Origin of the sequence: Roseateles sp. So40a (assembly GCF_048081605.1) — a bacterium.
Taxonomy (GTDB): Bacteria; Pseudomonadota; Gammaproteobacteria; order Burkholderiales; family Burkholderiaceae_C; genus Roseateles.
Window position 1 is genome coordinate 5,389,533 of record NZ_CP182288.1, and the last position, 15,922, is coordinate 5,405,454.

Genomic DNA, 15,922 nt, shown 5'->3' on the forward strand with positions numbered 1-15,922 from the left:
CCACGATCACTTGGCGGACAAACACTCTTTCATGAACTTGTCATGCTCGGCCTTGCCGGTTTTTCCGGACGCCTTGTAGTCCGCGTTGCAGGTCTTCATCTTGGTCTGCTGCGGTGTCATGGCCGTGGGCGCCGAAGCGGCCTCGCCCTTCAGGCAGGCGCTCATGAAGGTCTTCTTCTCGTCCTTGCCCATGCCCTTGGACTGCTTGCTGCAGTCCGACATGCGCTGCTGCTGCGGCGTCAGTTCCTTCTTCGCCTTCGCGTCGTCCGCGGCATGCGCGCCCAGCGCGGCCAGGGCCAGCATCGCACCGGCGATCAACGGGATCGGGGTCAGTCGTGTCATCACTCTCTCCTACGGGGCTACAGGGGGTTAATCGAGGACCTCGCGGCCAGTGGAGCACACCAACGACCGGCTCTCAATAGCGGTTGACCGACGTCAAGCGTTTGGGTGACTCGCCCCAGTTGGCGCGAATCGGGGACGCGCTTCCTGAGACCTGTCAGCCCCTGACTCACATGATTCGGCGCGGAGAAGCCAGTGCCTCATGCGCCAGATGGAGTCGCCTGACCAGAACCTGTATGAATGCCCGGTCGAAACGGTGCTGGCACTCGGGACTGAGCTGCCCCAGCGAGTCCGGCGTGAACGACACGGTTGTGCAAAGTTGGGTCACCCGGATGTCGGTGCTGTGACGCCGCAGATCGGGATTCGGCGCGAGGTAGGCCATCTCGCCGACCGAGGTGCCCGTGCCCAGCGTGGCCACCAGCGCGCCATCGCGCCAGACCTCGACCTCGCCCTGCGTGATGATGTGGAAGGTGTTGCCTTCCTGGCCCTTCTTGAACAGCAGGTACTCCAGCGGATAACGCCGCCAGCGCGCCCGCCGCACCACTTCCCACAGCTCCACGTCGCCGAAGCCCGCGAAGAACTCCAGCCCGCGCAGCAGGTTGAAACGTTCCGAGTCCTTGACCTCGTTGAGCCGCGCCAGCGGCACGAGCTGCTTGGCCACGAGCTCCGACAGCGCCAGCCCGAAGGCCTCCCAGTCGGGGTAGCGCTCATGCGGATGCTTGGCCAGCGCCTTCTGGATCACCGCGTCGAGCTCCGACGTCACGCCGCCGCGCTGGCCGATCAGCGACTGCGGCGCCTGGTGGTAGATCTGATGCATCAGCGCCATCTGGTTGGGCGCGTCGAACGGCGGTCTGCCGCTGACCATGTGATACAGCACCGCGCCCAGCGAGTAGATGTCAGCCTGCGCGCCCACGTCGCCGCCCTCGATCTGCTCGGGCGGCATGTAGGCCAGAGATCCGACCCGATGCACCTGCGTCATGTCGGCGTTCAGGTTGAGCGCGCTGCCGAAGTCGCTGACCTTCACGTCGGTCACCTGGCCCTGGTTGTCCAGCACGGCCAGCAGGTTGGCGGGCTTGATGTCGCGATGCACGACGCCCTGGCGGAACACGTAGGACAGCGCCATCGCGCACTTGAACCCGAGTTCGACGATCTGGTCCAGCGGCAGCAGCCGGTCGTTGCGGCAGAAGTGCTTGAGGGTCACGCCATGGACGTACTCCATGACCAGATACGGCAGATCCCCGTCCTGCACCGCGTCCAGGATCTGCACGACATTGGGATGCTGGAGCCGGCCGGCGAGCGCGGCCTCGGAGGCGAAGAAGCGGATGCTGAGCGTGTCTTCCTCGGTCTGGCCGCCCGCGGTCCAGGCGCGCATGCGCTTGATGGCGACCTCCTGGCCCTTGAAGTCGTCCATGGCCAGGAAGACATCGCTGGTCGCGCCTTCGCCCAGTCTGCGCAGCACGCGGTACTTGCCGATCTGCTCCGGCAGGTCGCCCAGCCCGCCCAGCGTCGAGTCGGGGAAGCTGGCGGGTAGAGGGTCGGCGGGGGCGCTCATCGGAGGGGGATCCTGCCCCAGGGGGCGGCCCTCGACAAGGGGGGCTACGGTCTCTTACAGGGGAGGTCCCCTAAAATGCGACACCATGATCCAAGCCAAGCAGGAATTGCTCGCCGCCCTCGGCACCGTGCTCCAGGGCCTGAGCCAGGAGGCCGTCGCCGCCGGCACCATCGCCGCCGCGCCTGTGGCCGCCTTCGAGAACCCCAAGCAAGCCTCCCACGGCGACTTCGCCTGCACCGCGGCGATGCAGCTGTCCAAGGCGCTGAAGAAGAACCCGCGCGAACTGGCGCAGACGCTGATCGCCCAGTTGCAGGCGCAGCCCGCGTTCGAGCGCTGGGTGGACGCGCTGGAGATCGCCGGTCCGGGCTTCATCAACATCCGCCTCAAGCCCGCCGCCAAGCAGGCCGTGGTCGGCGAGGTCTTCGCCGACACGACGCGCTTCGGCCATCAGCCCGCGCGCGACACCTCGGTGCTGGTGGAGTTCGTCTCGGCCAACCCGACCGGTCCGCTGCACGTCGGCCACGCGCGCCAGGCCGCGCTGGGCGACTCGCTGTGCCACCTGTTCGCGACCCAGGGCTGGAAGGTCAGCCGCGAGTTCTATTACAACGACGCGGGCGTGCAGATCGGCACGCTGGCGGCGTCCACGCAGGCGCGGCTCAAGGGCTTCAAGCCCGGTGACGACGGCTGGCCCGAGTCCGCCTACAACGGCGACTACATCCAGGACATCGCCGACGCCTTCCTGCGCAAGGAGACGGTCAAGGCCGACGACCGCGAGTTCACCGCGTCGGGCGACATCGCGGACATCGACAGCATCCGCCAGTTCGCCGTGGCCTACCTGCGTCACGAGCAGGACCTGGACCTGCAAGCCTTCGGACTGCGCTTCGACAACTACTTCCTCGAGTCCTCGCTATACACCGGCGGTCAGGTCGAGGACGCGGTGGCGCGCATGGTCGCCAACGGCAAGACCTACGAGGACGGCGGCGCGCTGTGGCTGCGCTCGACCGAGTACGGCGACGACAAGGACCGCGTGATGCGCAAGTCCGACGGCACGTACACCTACTTCGTGCCGGACGTCGCGTACCACGTGAACAAGTTCAAGCGCGGCTTCTCCAAGTGCATCAACATCCAGGGCACCGACCACCACGGCACGATCGCCCGGGTGCGCGGCGGCCTGCAGGCCACCGGCGTGGGCATCCCCGAGGGCTTCCCGGACTACGTGCTGCACAAGATGGTCACGGTCATGAAGGGCGGCGAGGAGGTCAAGATCTCCAAGCGCGCCGGCAGCTACGTCACGCTGCGCGACCTGATCGAATGGACCAGCCGCGACGCGGTCCGGTTCTTCCTGATCAGCCGCAAGGCCGACACCGAGTTCATCTTCGACGTGGACCTCGCGCTCAAGGCCAACGACGAGAACCCCGTGTTCTACGTGCAGTACGCGCATGCGCGCATCTGCTCGGTGCTGCGCAAGGGCGCGGCGGAGAAGGGACATGACGAGGCCTCGCTCGCGGGTGCCGACCTGTCGCTGCTGACCGCGCCGACCGAGTTCGCGCTGATGCTCAAGCTGGCGGACTATCCGCGCATGCTGGCGTCGGCGGCACAAGACCTGGCCCCGCACGACGTGGCGTTCTACCTGCGCGACCTGTCGGGCGCGCTGCACAGCTACTATGGCGCCGAACGCGTGCTGGGCGACGACCCGGCCCTGACGCGCGCGCGCCTGGCGCTGCTGGCCGCGACGCGGCAGGTGGTGCGCAACGCGCTGGCGGTGCTGGGGGTGTCGGCCCCGGACGCGATGGAACGTGACTCGCAGGAGCAGCAATGAGCAAAGAGAAGCAGCGCGGCGGATTCGCCATGGGCCTGATCGTGGGCCTGCTGCTGGGACTGGGGATCGCCCTGGGCGTGGCGCTGTACGTGACGAAGGCCCCGGTGCCCTTCGTCAACAAACTGCCGCAGCGCACGGCCGAGCAGGATGCCCAGGAAGCGGAACGCAACCGGAACTGGGACCCGAACGCGCCGCTGGCCGGCCGCGCTGGCGCCAAGGCCGCCTCGGGTGTCGTGACTCCGGCGGTGACGCCGCCGGCGGCTCAGGCCACGCAAACCACGCAGTCGCCGCAGGTGACGGCGGGATCGACCGCCGCGCCGGCCGTCGAGGGCCGCCCGGCGGACCGCGCGCCCGCCGCGACCACGGGGGCTGCCAACACGGCCAAGCCCGAGCAGCGGGCCGCTGAGACGCGCGCCGCCGACGGCACGCGGGCCGATGGCTCCAAGGGCAGCTTCTTCGTCCAGGCCGGCGCGTACACGCGCATGGAGGACGCCGAGCAGCAGCGCGCCAAGCTGGCGATCCAGGGCTTCTCGGCCAAGGTGATGGAACGCGAGCAGTCGGGCCGCACCGTCTTCCGCGTGCGCCTGGGCCCCTTCGAGTCGCGTGACGAGGCCGAGGCGCAGCAGAAGAAGCTCGAGGGCGCCGGCATCGAGGCCAACCTCGTGGCGATCCAGCGCTGAGGCGCGGTGGCGGAGTTAATGCCGCCCTAAGTTTGACTTTCTAGGATGGCCGGCCGCCGCGGCGCCGGTTTCCCGCGGAACTACCAAGGAACAGAAGATGAAGCGTCGCGATTTCAACGCCCTCACGGCCCTGTCGACCGCCGCGGGGAGCGGCCTGCTGATCGGCGCGCCCGCGCAGGCCCAGGGCGGTCCCGTCGAGGGACGCCAGTACCAGCGCCTGACCACGGCGGTGGCGGGCTCGACGCCGGGCAAGATCGAGGTGATCGAGTTCTTCTGGTACGGCTGCCCGCACTGCTACGTCTTCGAGCCCACCATCGAGGCCTGGGCCAAGCAGTTGCCCGCCGACGTCGTCTATCGCAAGGTGCATGTGGCCTTCCGCGAGAATGTGAAGATCCACCAGCGCCTGTTCTTCACGCTCGAGGCGATGGGCAAGGAAGCGCAGGTGCGTCCGGCCATCTTCAACGCGATCCATCGCGGCGGCCAGAGCCTGACCGAGATCGACGCGATGGTGAAGTTCCTGTCGCCGCTGGGCGTGGACGCCAACAAGTTCCGCGAAACCTACAACTCGTTCACCGTGCAGACCAAGTGCCAGCAGGCGACGAAGCTGCAGGACCAGTACAACATCGACGGCGTGCCGACCGTCGCGATCGGCGGGCGCTACCTGACCTCGCCGGCGATGGCCGGTTTCGGTCAGCGCGTGAGCGAGGAAGAGCTTGGCCAGCGCTGCATCGCCGTGGCCAACTTCCTGCTGCCGCTGGCACGCAAGGGCGCCTGAGCGCTGCGACTGCCGCGAGCCCTCATCCCCACCCTCTCACGCGCTGCGGGCGAGGGAGTCCGGCGGGATCCTGCGCAAGCGCCCCTCGTGGGCGCTTTCTGCTTTCTGGCTCCCCCCGTTAGGGGAGATCGGGGGGCAGGGCTTGCACAAACCTGAGATCGGGACTTAAAGTGATATCACCTTTTTGGAGGAGTTGGTGATGAGCACGACAGTCCCGAAGACCCCCTTGTCGCGTGGCGCGACGTCGGCGCCGCTGGAGCGCCGCGCGGGGGCGGCGAACGGTTACGCCGCGCTGCTGATCGGCCTGGGCCTGCTGGTCGTGGCGGTCTGGCGCTTCGCGGTGCTGCACGAGCAGGCGATCGGCCTGGCGCAGCTCGCGCTCGTGCTGACCGGCATCATCCTGCTGTCGGGGCTGTTCATCCAGCAGCCCAACGAGGCGCGCGTTCTGACGCTGTTCGGCCGCTACGTCGGCACGGACCGCGTGTCGGGCCTGCGCTGGACGATCCCGCTGTTCATGATGAAGCGCCGGTTGTCGCTGCGCGCGCGCAACCTGGACGCGCCCACGCTCAAGGTCAACGACAAGCGCGGCAACCCCGTGGAGATCGGCGCCGCCGTGGTGTGGCGGGTGGAGGACACGGCCCGCGCGGTGTTCGAGGTCGACGACTTCGAGCAGTACGTCAGCATCCAGGCCGAGGCGGCGATCCGCCATGTGGCCTCGCAGTTCGCGTATGACGAGGGCGATGACCTCGACAGCCGCGAGATCACGCTGCGCGCCGGTGCCGACGAGGTCATGGCCGCGATGACCGCGGAGCTGGCGACCCGGCTGCAACCGGCCGGCGTGAGCGTGGAGACGGCGATGCTCACGCACCTGGCCTATGCGCCCGAGATCGCGCAGGTGATGCTGCGCCGCCAGCAGGCCGAGGCGATCATCAGCGCTCGCAAGAAGATCGTGCACGGCGCGGTCAGCATGGTCGAGGAAGCGCTCAAGGGCCTGAGCGAGCGCGAGATCGTGCAGCTCGACGACGAGCGCAAGGCAGCGATGGTGTCCAACCTGCTGGTCGTGCTGTGCTCCGACAAGGACACGCAGCCGATCGTCAACGCGGGCACGCTCTACAACTGATCGCGCGAGGCCGTCGACATGAACACGCCAAGACAAGCCGCGCACTCGACCGCGGCGGACAACGGCTGGACGCCATGGAAGGTCCTGTTCCTCGCAGCCTGGGTCGCGCAGCTGGTGTTCGTCGTGGTGTCCGCGGACTGGCTGCCGGCGGTGGTCGTCGATGAACACCATGGCGGCAAGACCTGGAGCCGCGACGCCTACCTCGCGATCACGCTCTTCCACAGCGTGCTCGCGCCGTGGATGTGCACCTGGGGCGTGGCGCTGATCGCGCGCCATCTGCAGTTCGGGCTGAACCTGCCCAACAAGGACTACTGGCTCGCCCCCGAGCGACGCGAAGCGACGCTGGCGCGTCTGACGCGCGCGCTGTGGCCGCTGGGGCTGCTGATCCTCGCGGTGCAGGCCGGCGGCCATGCGATGGTGATGGCGTCCACGCTGCACTGGGCGGTGCCGGACGCGTTGCCCATCGGGGTGGGCGTCGTGTGGGTCGCGGCGCTGACGGTGTGGGTGATCGAGCTGCGACGCAGCTTCACGCTGCCGAAGACCGCCGCGCCGGTGGCCGGCCCGAGATCGCGCGCGCCGCAACGCCGGCCCGGTCGCTGACGACGGAGCGACGCGACGATGGGCAGTCCCGGCAAGAAGCAGTTCCCGTTGCGGCTCGATCCCGCGCTGTGGGAGGAGATCGAGCGCCTGGCCGCGATCGAGCTGCGCTCATCGAATGCGCAGATCGAGCTGCTGCTGCGCGAGGCGCTCAAGCGGCGCGGCATCAAGCCGGCGCTGTCGCCGGCGCCGCGCCGTGGACGCCCGCCGGTGGCGGGCAGCGAAGGCAACGAAGGCGAGGGTGGGTTCGTCGGCGATGCGCCCGAGGAAGCCGACGAATAACCCGGCCGCCGTCCCCGCCATTGAGGCCGTCAGCGCTGTTCGCACGACCGTGCTAAATTGCGCCGCATGGAAGCCAAGACCGCCCGCAGCGAGCTGACGCAGAGCGCCATCGTCGATGTCGCGCTGGAAATGGCGCGCCTGGATGGGCTGGACAGCCTGTCCATCGGCGAGGTCGCCAAGCGGCTGAACCTGTCCAAGAGCGGCGTGTTCTCGCGCATCGGTTCGCGCGAGGCCTTGCAGGCCGCGGTGCTGGACGCTTTCGAGAAGACCTTCCAGCAGGACGTGATCCTCCCCGCGCTGCGCGAGCCGCGCGGACTGCCCCGGCTGGACGCGATGGTGCGCGCGTGGCTGCGCCGCGTCGACGGGCCGCATGGCAACTGCCTCTACGTGGCCGGCGCCTTCGAGTACGACGACCGCGACAACGACGCGATGCGCGAACGGCTGCTGGACGGCGTACGTCGCTGGCGATCGACCTTGCGGCGCACGCTCGTGCAGGCGCTGGACGCCGGTCAGCTGCGCGAGGACACCGACCTGGACCAGCTGATCTTCGAGCTCGACGGGCTGTTCACCGCGCTGGTCCGCGAGGTCCGCTTCCTGCGCACGCCGGATGCGGTCGACCGGGCCTGGACCAGCTACACCCGCCTGATGGCGCCACTGCGGCTCGGGGCCTCGTTGCCCGCCGCCCCTTCACTCACCCCCTGAGGCCGACGACATGACGTTCTTCAGCCCGCTTGTTTCCCTGTATTTCGCACGCTCGTGCGAAAGTTTGCGCCCCGCGTGCCCGATGCAGTTTTTCCTGTTGATCCTGTTGCCTGAAGGAGTTTCCCCATGACCATCCTGCTGATCCTGAGCGTGTTGACCGGCGGCGCGTTGTGGCGCGCCTGGGCCTCCTGGCGGCGTCTGCTGCGCATGCTGCCGCGGCACAACCGCGACATGGTGCTCTTCTGAGCCACCCGGTCACGGGATAAGCCGGAGTGGCGTCGCCATGCGCCCTCCGTACACTCGGCGGCTTGTCCCATTGAGGAAAGTCCATGGCGTGGTTGATGCGCTGGCGGCCCGTGACCGTCGGCCCCGAGAAGGCGATTGCTCCCGATGAACGCCTGTCCTGGCCGCAGACCGCGGCGCTCGGCCTGCAACACGTGATCGCCATGTTCGGCGCCACCGTGCTGGCGCCGCTGCTGATGGGCTTCGATCCCAACGTCGCCGTGCTGATGAGCGGCGTGGGCACGCTGCTCTTCTTCTTCCTGACCGGCGGCCGCGTGCCGAGCTACCTCGGCTCGAGCTTCGCGTTCATCGGCGTGGTCATCGCCGCGACCGGCTACACCGGCAGCGGCCCCAATCCCAACCTGCCGATGGCGCTGGGCGGGATCATCGCGTGCGGCGTGCTGTACACCGCCATCGGGCTCGTGGTCTCGGCCACCGGCAGCGGCTGGGTCGAACGGCTCATGCCGCCGGTGGTGACCGGTGCCGTCGTGGCCGTCATCGGCCTGAACCTCGCCGCGGTGCCGATCAAGAACATGGCGCCGACGCCCTTCGACGCATGGATGCAGGCCGCGACCTTCGTCAGCGTCGCCGTCGTCGCGGTCTACGCACGCGGCATGCTGCAGCGCTTGCTGATCCTGGCCGGGCTGATCCAGGCGAGCCTGATCTATGCGCTGCTCACCAACGGCTTCGGGCTGGGCACACCGATCGATCTGTCCAAGGTCGCAGCCGCGGCGTGGATCGGGCTGCCGCAGTTCCATGCGCCGGTCTTCGACGGCTCGGCGATGCTGATGATCGCGCCGGTCGCGCTGATCCTGGTCGCCGAGAACCTCGGCCACTTGAAGGCCGTCAGCGCGATGACGGGCCGCGACATGTCGCCGTACCTGGGCCGGGCTTTCGTCGGCGACGGCCTCGCCACGATCGCCAGCGGCGCGGTCGGCGGCACCGGCGTCACGACCTACGCCGAGAACATCGGCGTGATGGCCGCCACCCGGATCTACTCGACGGCGGTGTTCGTGATCGCGGCGGTGATGGCGTTGCTGCTGGGCTTCTCGCCGAAGTTCGGCGCGCTGATCCAGGCGATCCCGCTGGCCGTCATGGGCGGCGTGAGCATCGTCGTCTTCGGCCTGATCGCGATCGCGGGCGCGCGCATCTGGGTCGACCATCAGGTCGACTTCCGCGATCCGCGCAACCTGATGGTGGCGGCGATCACCCTGGTGATCGGCACGGGTGACTTCACGCTGAAGTTGGGTGGGTTTACCCTGGGCGGCATCGGGACCGCGACCTTCGGCGCCATCCTGCTGCACGCGGTGCTGAGGCCCACGCGCACGGACTGACCCCACGCCGCGTGCCCGGGCGCCAACTCGTGCACGCTTCCCGCGATCCGGTGGATCGATCAACACGTAACGAGACGTACAACACGGCATCAGCACGATGAGCATGGTTGGGTTGTCGCGAGCAAGGGATCCGTTGAAGTCGCCGCCAAGCGCGGTCGGCTTGCTTGCGCGCGCGGCGATGCTGGCCCTCGCCTGCGGTCTGGCGGCGCCGCTGCTGAGCGGCTGCGGCCCGCAGGGCGGCGACACCGAGACGCGCGCCAAGACGTCGTCCGGCGTCCAGGATCGCGCGCTGCAGGCCGAGCTCGAACAGCAGGAGCGCATCGCGCAGGCGCATCCGCGCGAGCACATCCGCGAGCTGCAGGCGATCGAATCGCGGGCGGCGCCGGGCAGCGCCGAGCGGCTCGAGGCGCTGAGCCTGCGCACCGCGCTGCTGGCGCAACTGCGCGACCGCAGCGGCCACGAGGCGGCGATCGAGACGATGAAGGCCTGGCCCGAGGCCTCGCCGGCGCGCGCGCAGGTGCCGCTCGCGCTGATGCTGGCGCGCGCGCAGTGGCTCAAGGCCAATGGCGAGCTCGGCGCCGGGGTGCGCCTGCTGGGCGGCTTGTCGGAGATCGACCTGGCGACCGCCGACAAGCGGCTGCTGTGGCGAGCCACCGAGCTGCGCGCCTACATGCAGGGCGATTACGGCGAGGTCGACGCGGCGGTGGAAAGCGGGCTCAAGGCGTTGGAGCAAGCGCGCGCGATGGACGCGCGCTGGCGCGCCGCGACGACCGAGGCGACGCTCGCGTTCAACTATTTCCGCAGCCAGCAGTTCGACCACGCGACGCGCACCGCGCGCGACGCGCTGACGGTGGCGCAGCAGGACCCGGACCCGGTGCTGATGTACACGGTCCACACGATCCTGGGCATCGTGCATTCGCAGGACGAGGACCCGCGCTTCAGCCAGCAGGCCCGCGAGCAGGCGCTGCAGTACGCGCGCGAGGCGCAGGCGCCCGGGCTGCAGGCGCTGGCGCTGGGCAACCTCGCGGACTACGAGCTGCGCAGCGGCAACTACGCGCGGGCGCTGGAGATGGCCACGCAGAGCCTGGCGCTGGCGCACGAGGGCGGCGAGATCTCCACCGAGATCCTGGCGCGGCACAACATGGGCATCGCCAAGATCGGGCTGAAGAAGCTCGACGAGGGCAAGCGCGACGTGTTCCAGGCCATCACGATGGACGCGCAGCGCGAGGCCGGCAGCTACACCGCCGAGGCGTGGCTGGAGCTGGGCGGCTACCTCGAGAAGTTCGACGACCTGGCCGGCGCGGTCGACGCCTTCCATCGCTCACGCAAGGAATTCGACGCCGTGTTGCGCGACGAGACGCGCAAGGCGGTGCTCGAGGCGCAGGCCCGTTTCGAGGATCAGCAGCGCCAGCGCGAGATCCGCCTGCTCAACCAGGACAACAGCCTGAAGGCCGAGCAGATCCTCACCCGCGACCTGCAGCTCAAGCTGTGGGCGGAAGTCGGCGGCTGCGTGCTGTTGTCGGGCGCCCTGCTGGCGCTGGCCTATCGCCGCATCCGCCGCACGAATGCGGCGCTGGCGCAGACCAACGAATCGCTGCGCGTGCAGAGCGAGCGCGACCCGCTGACCGGGCTGGCCAACCGGCGCCACTTCCAGCAGGCCATCGCGCAACGCACGCGCGAGGGCGGGCTGCGCGGCAGCCTGTTCCTGATCGACATCGACCACTTCAAGCGCGTGAACGACCAGTGGGGCCACGCGGCCGGCGACACGGTGCTCGTGGAGGTCGCACGACGGCTGCGCGGCGTGCTGCGCGAGCAGGACCTCGTCGTGCGCTGGGGCGGCGAGGAATTCCTGATCCTCGTGAACTCCGAGTCCACCGAGGATGCGCGCGTGCTCGGCCAGCGCCTGCTGGACCAGATGGGCGGGCAGCCGGTCGATCACGGCCCGCTGCGCATCCCGATCAGCGCGTCCATCGGCTTCGCCAGCTTCCCGATGTCGCCGCACGACCTGACGCTGGAATGGGAACGCGCGATCGACCTCGTCGACACCGTCATGTACATGGCCAAGGCGCATGGGCGGAACAAGGCCTATGGCGTCGCCGCCATGCAGGCCAAGGACCACGATCAGCTGCTCGCGCTGGCCGGACGCATCGAGTCTGCCTGGCATCAGGGACAGGTCCAGCTCGTGAGCCTGCTCGGCCCGGTGCAGGAAGGACGCGCATGACGCGGCGTCTGCTGTCTTCGATGAACACGTCGATCGCGGCGATCGCGTCCCGGCTCGTCTCGTCGCTCGCGGCGCTGCTCATGGCCACGGCCAGCCTGCTGCCGGCCGCTGCGCGCGCGGAGAACCCCGATCGCGCGCTGGACGCGCAGCTCGCCCAGTTGGATCGCTTCGGCTACAACGAGCCCGACAAGGTCGGGCAGCAGTTGCGCGCGTTGCTCGCCGATCCGGCGCATGCGGCGCAACGGCTGCGCATCGAATACTCGATCGGCCGCAACGAGGTCGATGCCGGTCACCCTGACGCCGCGCGCCGCATCGCCGCCGAGCTGGAGGCCAAGCCCGGTGGCCGGGTCATGTCGCGCGTGCTGCTGGCCGAGCTCCAGGATCGCCTGGGCCAGATCGGGCGCGCGGGCGAGATGGCGCAGCAGGCGCTCGACGAGATCTCGCCCGCCTGTCCGGTCCTGCCGAACCAGGCGCTGCCGCCGGAGTGCGACGCGCGCCTGGCGATCCAGGCGTTGCGCACCATCGCCCGCGCGAAGGGCGCTCGCGGCGAGTACGCCTTCGCCGAGAGCGCGTTGCGGCGCGCGCTGGCCCTGGCGCAGGCGTTGCAGGACCACAGCGCCACCAGCTCGCTGATGGGCTCGCTGGCGCTGAACAGCCAGATCCGCGATGAACCCGCGGCCGCGCAGCAGTGGCTGGCGCAGTCGTGGCAGCTGTCGCAGGGCGACGTGTCGTCGATGAGCCGCGCCAAGATGGTGGAGTCGATGGTGGCCTCGCGGCGAGGCGACCGCGGCGCGCAGATGAGCGCGCTCGAGGACGCGCTGCGACTGGCTGAGCAGTCCGGCGCGCGCCGTGACGTCGCGCTGCTGCAGAACAACCTGATCGACGCCTACATCCACACCGACCAGTCGGCCAAGGCGGTGAAGCTCGCGCGCCTGGCGCTGCCGGTCGTGCAGTCCTACAACGACCAGACGGTCGAGCGCACGTTGCGCCACAACCTGTCGGTGGCGCTGGTGCAGCAGCGGCAGTTCGAGCCCGCCAAGCGCGAGATCGCGCGCGTGCTCGAGCTCGCGCAGGGCGATGCCGACCCGGTGCGCCGCGCGCTGCAGCTGCGCGAGCTGGGCGAGGCGTACGCGTCGGTCGGGCAGTGGAAGGAATCCCTGCGGCTCTATCACGAGGAGCGCGCGCTGAGCGCCGAGACCGCGCGCCGCAACCGCGAGTCCTCGCTGCAGCAGCTGCGCCTGAAGTACGACAGCGAGGCCAAGCAGCGCGACCTCGAGTTGCTGCGCCGCGAGCAGACGCTCAAGGATCGCGAGCTCGGCAACCGGCGGCTGGCGCAGTACGTGGGCGTGGGACTGGCGGTGCTGCTGGGCCTGTCGCTGATCCTGATGTTCGTGATGCTGGCCCGCGTGCGCGAGGCCAACCGCAAGCTCAAGGCCAATCAGCATCTGTTGCGCGCGCAGAGCGAGCGCGATCCGCTGACGGACCTGGCCAATCGCCGCCACTTCCTGGCCGTGATGGACCGGCATGCGAAGGACATGTTCACCGGCGCGCTGCTGATGATCGACATCGATCACTTCAAGCACGTCAACGATCGGCACGGGCATGCGGCCGGGGACGCGGTGATCGTGGAGGTCTCGCGCCGGATCGCGCAGGCGGTCCGTTCCGAGGACCTCGTGGTGCGCTGGGGCGGTGAGGAATTCCTCGTCTTCGCGCGCAACGTCGCGCCCGACCAGCTGCAGCTGCTGGCCGAGCGCATCCTGTTCATCGTCGGCGAGCAGCCGGTGCAGACGCCCGCGGGCGCGCTGCGCGTGACGTGCTCGATCGGCTTCGCGCATTTCCCGCTCCCGCCGGCGCAGCTCGCGCTGCATTGGGAGCAGGCGGTGAACTGGGCGGACATGGCGCTCTACACGGCGAAGTCGCAGGGGCGCAACCGCGCGCGCGGCATCGTGACGGTGGCCGCGGGCGACGCGCAGGCGCTGATCCAGATCGAGGCGGACTTCGATGCCGCCTGCACGTCCGAGCGCGTGCAGCTGCAGACCATCTTGGGCCCCGAGCCCCCGGAGGTGCCTGAAGCCGCCGCCTGAGCACACAACGAAGGAGACGACATGAGCCTGAATCGACGCGCGATGCTCGCGCTTTCCTCGATGGTTTGTCTTCCGGCGCTGTCGGGCGGGGCCCGGGCGCAATCGGTGTGGCCATCACGGCCGATCCGCATCGTGGTGCCCTTCCCGCCGGCGGGAACGACCGACCTGATGGCGCGGGCGATGGCGCCGGAGCTGCAGCGGGCGCTGGGCCAGCCGGTGATCGTCGAGAACAAGCCGGGCGCGGGCGGCAACACCGGCTCGGCCGACGTGGCGCATGCGACCGACGGCCACAGCCTGCTGATGGGCACGGTGGGCACGCATGCGATCAACCAGTCGCTCTATCCGAGGATGCCCTTCGACCCGGTCAAGGACTTCAGCCCGATCACGCTGGTGGCGGCGGTGCCCAACGTGCTGGTGATGAATCCGGCCAACGCGCAGAAGTACGGCATCAACAGCGTGGCCGACCTGGCCCGCGTGGCCAAGGCCAATCCGGGCAAGCTGAACATGTGCTCCAGCGGCAACGGCACATCGATCCATCTGGCGGGGGAGCTCTTCAAGAGCCTGACCGGGACCTACATGATCCATTTCCCCTATCGGGGGTCCGGGCCGGCGCTGCTCGACCTGATGGGGGGCAACATGGATCTGATGTTCGACAACCTGCCCTCGGCGATGCCGCACATCAAGTCGGGCAAGTTGAAGGCGATCGCGGTGACGAGCGCGCGGCGCAGCGAGGCGCTGCCGGACCTGCCCACGATCGCGGAGAGCGGCGTGCCGGAGTTGAAGGGCTTCGAGGCCTCGTCGTGGTTCGGGCTGCTGGCGCCGAGCTCGCAACCGGCGGATCAGGTCGCGCGCGTGCAGCGGGAGGCGGCCAAGGCCCTGGCCACGCCGGTGATGAAGGAGCGGTTGGCCGCGCAGGGCGCGGTGCCCGGCGGCGGATCGAGCGCCGAGTTCGCCGCGCTCATCGCGAGCGAGACGGCGAAATGGGCGAAGGTGGTCAAGGCCTCGGGCGCGAAGGTGGACTGACGCGGCCGCTGGCCCTCAGACTCCCCTCGCCCGCGGAGCGGGAGAGGGGTGGGGGTGAGGGCTCGTCGACAAGCTCGCTGCCTCGACCTCAGATCTTGAAGTCGTAATCGATCGTCAGCGGCGCGTGGTCGCTGAAGCGCTGGTCGAGGTAGATCGACTCGCGCGTGGCCAGGTGCGCCATGCCGGGCGTGGCGAGGTGGTAGTCCAGCCGCCAGCCCACGTTCTTCGCCCAGGCCTGACCCCGGTTGCTCCACCACGTGTACTGGTCCGGCTTGTCGTTGAGCGTGCGGAACACGTCCACCAGGCCCACGTCCTGCTCCAGCAGCCGTGTCATCCAGGCGCGTTCCTCGGGCAGGAAGCCGCTGTTCTTCTGGTTGCCCTTCCAGTTGCGGAGGTCGATCTCCTTGTGGGCGATGTTGACGTCGGCCACCAGGATGAACTCGCGCTCGGCGCGCAGGGCCATCAGGTACGGGTACATCTCGGCCAGGAAGCGGAACTTGGCGGCCTGGCGCTCCTCGCCGCTGGAGCCGCTGGGGAAGTAGCAGCTGATCAGGCTGAGCTTGCGCCCGGGCTTGTCGAAGCGTTTCTCGATCCAGCGGCCCTCGTGATCGAACTCGCTGCTGCCGAAGCCGACGATCACGTCGCTGGGCGTCTCCCGCGTGTACAGACCCACGCCCGAGTAGCCCTTCTTCTGGGCGTAATGGAAGTGGCCGCTGAGCTTGTCGTAGCCGGCGAACTGCGACTCGACGACGTCGGCTTGCGCCTTCAGTTCCTGGACGCCGAGCACGTCGGCCTGCTGCGGCGCGAGCCAGTCGAAGGCGCCCTTGGTGGCGGCCGAGCGGATGCCGTTGAGGTTGAGGGTGATGAAGCGCATGGAGGGACCCTGAAAGAGGGCGGCAGTATCGCAAAGCCGCGTTCCCGGCTTGGCAGCAGCGGGCGAGGAGGAGCGTGCCTGGGAGCGCCTTGGCGGCGCGCCGAGGCCGGGCAGCGGCGCACCAGCTACCGCCCGCGCCGTGCGCCGTCGACGCCCATTCGGGCGACCCTCGGAAGGGTGCGGTGTTTGGGCAACACAAAACGCACCGAGCTGGTGCGCAGGGTGACGTGTTTATGAC

The 15,922-nt window shown here is 69.1% G+C and carries 14 protein-coding genes; 11 read left to right on the plus strand and 3 right to left on the minus strand.

Translation table 11 applies throughout. The features are described 5' to 3' along the window. Window positions 1-6: 6 nt before the first annotated feature. Together ACNI65_RS24575 and ACNI65_RS24580 are read right to left on the minus strand one after the other, a co-directional pair. Entirely contained in the window at window positions 7-342 is a 336-nt protein-coding gene (locus ACNI65_RS24575) for a PsiF family protein (protein ID WP_416760077.1), read from the minus strand. 166 nt (window positions 343-508) lie between these two features. After that, window positions 509-1,891, minus strand: coding sequence for a serine/threonine-protein kinase (locus ACNI65_RS24580; RefSeq protein WP_416760078.1), 1,383 nt, complete (start codon window positions 1,889-1,891; stop codon window positions 509-511). Window positions 1,892-1,976: 85 nt separating this feature from the next. On the opposite strand from ACNI65_RS24580, the gene argS reads away from it, so the two are divergent. The 11 genes from argS (at window position 1,977) to ACNI65_RS24635 (ending at window position 14,810) form a co-directional block, all read left to right on the plus strand. Next, a complete protein-coding gene (gene argS, locus ACNI65_RS24585; protein ID WP_416760080.1) occupies window positions 1,977-3,710 on the plus strand; it encodes an arginine--tRNA ligase in 1,734 nt (577 codons plus the stop codon). Further along, a complete protein-coding gene (locus ACNI65_RS24590; protein WP_416760081.1) occupies window positions 3,707-4,390 on the plus strand; it encodes an SPOR domain-containing protein in 684 nt (227 codons plus the stop codon). Before argS ends, ACNI65_RS24590 begins: the two co-directional genes overlap by 4 nt. A gap of 97 nt (window positions 4,391-4,487) precedes the next feature. After that, window positions 4,488-5,165 (plus strand): DsbA family protein, encoded by a 678-nt coding sequence (locus tag ACNI65_RS24595; protein WP_416760082.1) that lies wholly within the window; start codon window positions 4,488-4,490, stop codon window positions 5,163-5,165. A gap of 199 nt (window positions 5,166-5,364) precedes the next feature. Beyond that, a complete protein-coding gene (locus ACNI65_RS24600) occupies window positions 5,365-6,285 on the plus strand; it encodes an SPFH domain-containing protein (RefSeq protein ID WP_416760083.1) in 921 nt (306 codons plus the stop codon). Between the two features lie 18 nt (window positions 6,286-6,303). Next, window positions 6,304-6,885, plus strand: coding sequence for a hypothetical protein (locus ACNI65_RS24605; protein WP_416760084.1), 582 nt, complete (start codon window positions 6,304-6,306; stop codon window positions 6,883-6,885). An 18-nt stretch (window positions 6,886-6,903) separates the two neighbouring features. After that, window positions 6,904-7,164 (plus strand): hypothetical protein, encoded by a 261-nt coding sequence (locus tag ACNI65_RS24610; RefSeq protein ID WP_416760085.1) that lies wholly within the window; start codon window positions 6,904-6,906, stop codon window positions 7,162-7,164. A gap of 66 nt (window positions 7,165-7,230) precedes the next feature. Then, window positions 7,231-7,866: a TetR/AcrR family transcriptional regulator gene (locus tag ACNI65_RS24615; protein WP_416760087.1), complete on the plus strand. Its 636-nt coding sequence runs from the start codon at window positions 7,231-7,233 to the stop codon at window positions 7,864-7,866. Window positions 7,867-8,195: 329 nt separating this feature from the next. Further along, window positions 8,196-9,482, plus strand: a complete 1,287-nt coding sequence (locus ACNI65_RS24620) for a solute carrier family 23 protein (protein ID WP_416760088.1) — start codon at window positions 8,196-8,198, stop codon at window positions 9,480-9,482. Between the two features lie 133 nt (window positions 9,483-9,615). Continuing rightward, window positions 9,616-11,703 carry a diguanylate cyclase domain-containing protein gene (locus tag ACNI65_RS24625; protein WP_416760089.1) on the plus strand — a complete coding sequence of 696 codons (2,088 nt, stop codon included), beginning with the start codon at window positions 9,616-9,618 and terminating at the stop codon, window positions 11,701-11,703. Next, window positions 11,700-13,787, plus strand: coding sequence for a diguanylate cyclase domain-containing protein (locus ACNI65_RS24630; RefSeq protein WP_416760090.1), 2,088 nt, complete (start codon window positions 11,700-11,702; stop codon window positions 13,785-13,787). The genes ACNI65_RS24625 and ACNI65_RS24630 overlap by 4 nt, the downstream gene beginning before the upstream one ends. Before the next feature lie 42 nt (window positions 13,788-13,829). Beyond that, complete coding sequence (locus ACNI65_RS24635; RefSeq protein WP_416763700.1) at window positions 13,830-14,810, plus strand: Bug family tripartite tricarboxylate transporter substrate binding protein; 981 nt, start codon at window positions 13,830-13,832, stop codon at window positions 14,808-14,810. Between the two features lie 88 nt (window positions 14,811-14,898). Here the strand turns inward: ACNI65_RS24635 and ACNI65_RS24640 are convergent, their stop codons facing one another. Beyond that, a complete protein-coding gene (locus ACNI65_RS24640; RefSeq protein ID WP_416760092.1) occupies window positions 14,899-15,684 on the minus strand; it encodes an exodeoxyribonuclease III in 786 nt (261 codons plus the stop codon). Between the last annotated feature and the right edge of the window lie 238 nt (window positions 15,685-15,922).

Excerpts from the sequence above, each read along its gene's own strand:
- ACNI65_RS24575 (WP_416760077.1), bottom strand. The coding sequence starts at position 342 with ATGACACGACTGACCCCGATCCCGTTGATCGCCGGTGCGATGCTGGCC.
- ACNI65_RS24580 (WP_416760078.1), bottom strand. The coding sequence starts at position 1,891 with ATGAGCGCCCCCGCCGACCCTCTACCCGCCAGCTTCCCCGACTCGACG.
- argS (WP_416760080.1), top strand. The coding sequence starts at position 1,977 with ATGATCCAAGCCAAGCAGGAATTGCTCGCCGCCCTCGGCACCGTGCTC.
- ACNI65_RS24590 (WP_416760081.1), top strand. The coding sequence starts at position 3,707 with ATGAGCAAAGAGAAGCAGCGCGGCGGATTCGCCATGGGCCTGATCGTG.
- ACNI65_RS24595 (WP_416760082.1), top strand. The coding sequence starts at position 4,488 with ATGAAGCGTCGCGATTTCAACGCCCTCACGGCCCTGTCGACCGCCGCG.
- ACNI65_RS24600 (WP_416760083.1), top strand. The coding sequence starts at position 5,365 with ATGAGCACGACAGTCCCGAAGACCCCCTTGTCGCGTGGCGCGACGTCG.
- ACNI65_RS24605 (WP_416760084.1), top strand. The coding sequence starts at position 6,304 with ATGAACACGCCAAGACAAGCCGCGCACTCGACCGCGGCGGACAACGGC.
- ACNI65_RS24610 (WP_416760085.1), top strand. The coding sequence starts at position 6,904 with ATGGGCAGTCCCGGCAAGAAGCAGTTCCCGTTGCGGCTCGATCCCGCG.
- ACNI65_RS24615 (WP_416760087.1), top strand. The coding sequence starts at position 7,231 with ATGGAAGCCAAGACCGCCCGCAGCGAGCTGACGCAGAGCGCCATCGTC.
- ACNI65_RS24620 (WP_416760088.1), top strand. The coding sequence starts at position 8,196 with ATGGCGTGGTTGATGCGCTGGCGGCCCGTGACCGTCGGCCCCGAGAAG.
- ACNI65_RS24630 (WP_416760090.1), top strand. The coding sequence starts at position 11,700 with ATGACGCGGCGTCTGCTGTCTTCGATGAACACGTCGATCGCGGCGATC.
- ACNI65_RS24635 (WP_416763700.1), top strand. The coding sequence starts at position 13,830 with ATGCTCGCGCTTTCCTCGATGGTTTGTCTTCCGGCGCTGTCGGGCGGG.
- ACNI65_RS24640 (WP_416760092.1), bottom strand. The coding sequence starts at position 15,684 with ATGCGCTTCATCACCCTCAACCTCAACGGCATCCGCTCGGCCGCCACC.